This window comes from Actinosynnema sp., from assembly GCF_052038725.1.
Genome location: NZ_JBQGCX010000452.1, coordinates 1 through 2346 on the forward strand (window position 1 = coordinate 1; position 2346 = coordinate 2346).

Genomic DNA, 2346 nt, shown 5'->3' on the forward strand with positions numbered 1-2346 from the left:
CCGGGATCGCGGCCGAGCCGGACACGTGCAGGTTGAACAGCAGCGCCGCGCCGTCCGCGCTGACGTGCCGCTGGAGCGCCAGGGCGGCCTCCAGCGGGTCGCCGTCGGTGGACTCGCCGTCGGTCAGGTTGAGCACGATCGGCGGGAAACCCGCCGGGTGCCGGGCTACCCAGTCGGCGCCGATCGCGTCGGCCTGCGCCAGCGCCCGGCACATCGGGGTGCCGCCGTTGGCGACCGGGTCGACCCAGACCGGGAACTTGACCTTGCTCTCGACCAGTCCGCCCGCGCCGTCCGGGAACTTCTTCACCCGGTCCTCGACGCGGGCCGGGCGGTCGGCGACCTGGCTGAGCGGGACCAGGTCGCGGCCGGACAGCGGGCCGGTGAAGGCGGAGCCGACCGAGGTGTGGCCGTAGCCGATCACCGCGATGTGGAAGTAGTCGCGCACGCCCTCCTCCTTGGCGCACTTGACGCTCAGCTCGGTCAGCAGCCGGTTGAGGGCGTCGGCGACCACGTCGGCCTTGCGCTGCCTGGCCGGGCCGCCGATCGGGTCCTCCATCGAGGCGGACTGGTCCACCAGGAAGACGAAGCAGGCCGGGGTGGCGCGGCTGATCTCGGCCGTGTAAGGCACAGCGGTGGTCACCTTCTCTGGGGGGGCGGTGCACAAGGTCATCGCGGGCGGGGGTCGGGGTGTTAGCGGGGCCGGAACGGGGCAGTTCGGCCCGTCCCGGCCGGTGGTGGGGCGTCTGCGCTGGGTGCGGGCGGTGCGGGCGGGCGCGGCGCGCCGGTCGGGCGGCGGGACGCGGGTGCGGACCTACGATGTGGTGGTGAGCAACGCCGAATCCGATCCCGCCGAACTGGTCTGCGCCGCCTCCTCCCCCGCGGCCGAGGTGGAGGTGCTCGACCCGCGCGACGTGCCGCTGGGCGGGCCGAGGGCGATGGCGGTACGGCGCACCCTGCCGCAGCGCGGGCGGTCCCTGATCGGGGCCTGGTGCTTCGTGGACCACTACGGGCCGGACGACGTGTCCGCCACCGGCGGCATGGACGTCGCGCCGCACCCGCACACCGGGTTGCAGACGGCGAGCTGGCTGTTCTCCGGGGAGATCGAGCACCGGGACAGCCACGGCGCGCACGCGCTGGTGCGACCGGGCGAGCTGAACCTGATGACGGCCGGGCGCGGGATCTGCCACTCGGAGGTCTCCACCCCAGGGACGTCGGTGCTGCACGGGGTGCAGCTGTGGATCGCGCTGCCGGACGCGCACCGGGACGCGCCGAGGGGCTTCGAGCACCACGTGCCCGAGCCGGTGGTGATCGGCGGGGCGGTGGCGCGGGTGTTCCTCGGGTCGTTGGGCGGGGTGACGTCGCCGGTGCGCGGGTTCACGCCGCTGCTGGGGGCGGAGCTGGTGGTGCCCGCCGGGGTGGTGCTGGAGCTGGCGGTGGACCCGGCGTTCGAGCACGGGGTGCTGGTGGACCGGGGCGAGGTGGAGCTGGCCGGGGCGGTGGTGCCGCGCGGGTCGCTGGGGTGCCTGGGCGCGGGGTCGGCGGTGCTGCGGTTGGCGAGCACCGGGTCCGAGGAGGCGCGGGTGCTGCTGCTGGGCGGCGAGCCGTTCGGCGAGGAGATCGTGATGTGGTGGAACTTCATCGGGCGCGACCACGACGAGGTGGTGCGGTTCCGGGAGGAGTGGGAGCGCGGGGACGAGCGGTTCGGCGCGGTGGTGGGCTACGACGGCGACCGGCTGCCCGCGCCGCCGATGCCAGGGGGGCGGTTGCGGCCGCGAGGGAACCGGCGCTGAGGTCGTGCTGCCGGGCGACTTCCCCTAGCGGGCAACGGTTCGTGAGCGGCCCGCCGCCTGCTGCTCCGGGTGGCGGCGGGCCGGTGTCACGTTCGGGGCGTCAGCGGGCGGCCATGATCGCGTCGACGGCCTTGCCGAGCTTCGCGTACTTCTGGGTGTAGAGCACCGGGAACACGCCGGGCGGGTCGGCGGGCCGGTTCGCGTCGACGTAGTCGGTGCCCAGGTTGGCGAAGATCACCACGATGTAGTCGCGCTTCTCCTTGCCCGGCAGGGACTTCACGATGCCCGCGTCACTGCCGGTGGTGTCCACCCAGCCGGTCTTGTGGCTGAAGCCCACCTCGGCGACGGCGTCGCACGGGCGCACGTCGCGGTCGTACACCGCGCCGCCCACGGTGACCGTGCCGTCGGCCTTGACCCAGCGCTGCGGGGTGAGCTGCGGGATGCCCTGCACCGGGTAGGTCCGGCCGCACCAGTTGGTGGTGGACAGCATCTCGTTGTGGCCCTGCTCGGCCAGCGCCTTGAGGAACAGCGTGCGCGAGGTCTCGCCCAGCTCGGC

The 2346-nt window shown here is 74.2% G+C and carries 2 protein-coding genes and 1 pseudogene; 1 reads left to right on the plus strand and 2 read right to left on the minus strand.

The genetic code is table 11. The features are described from left to right. Positions 1-628: vWA domain-containing protein (locus ACTUAL_RS09140; protein WP_440899946.1), on the minus strand; the 628-nt coding region annotated here is incomplete at its 3' end. 196 nt (positions 629-824) lie between these two features. Here ACTUAL_RS09140 and ACTUAL_RS09145 point away from each other — a divergent pair. After that, positions 825-1790: a pirin family protein gene (locus ACTUAL_RS09145; RefSeq protein WP_096497898.1), complete on the plus strand. Its 966-nt coding sequence runs from the start codon at positions 825-827 to the stop codon at positions 1788-1790. A 100-nt stretch (positions 1791-1890) separates the two neighbouring features. On the opposite strand, the pseudogene ACTUAL_RS09150 reads toward ACTUAL_RS09145, so the two are convergent. Further along, a pseudogene (locus ACTUAL_RS09150) lies at positions 1891-2346 on the minus strand (serine hydrolase); the annotation flags it as partial.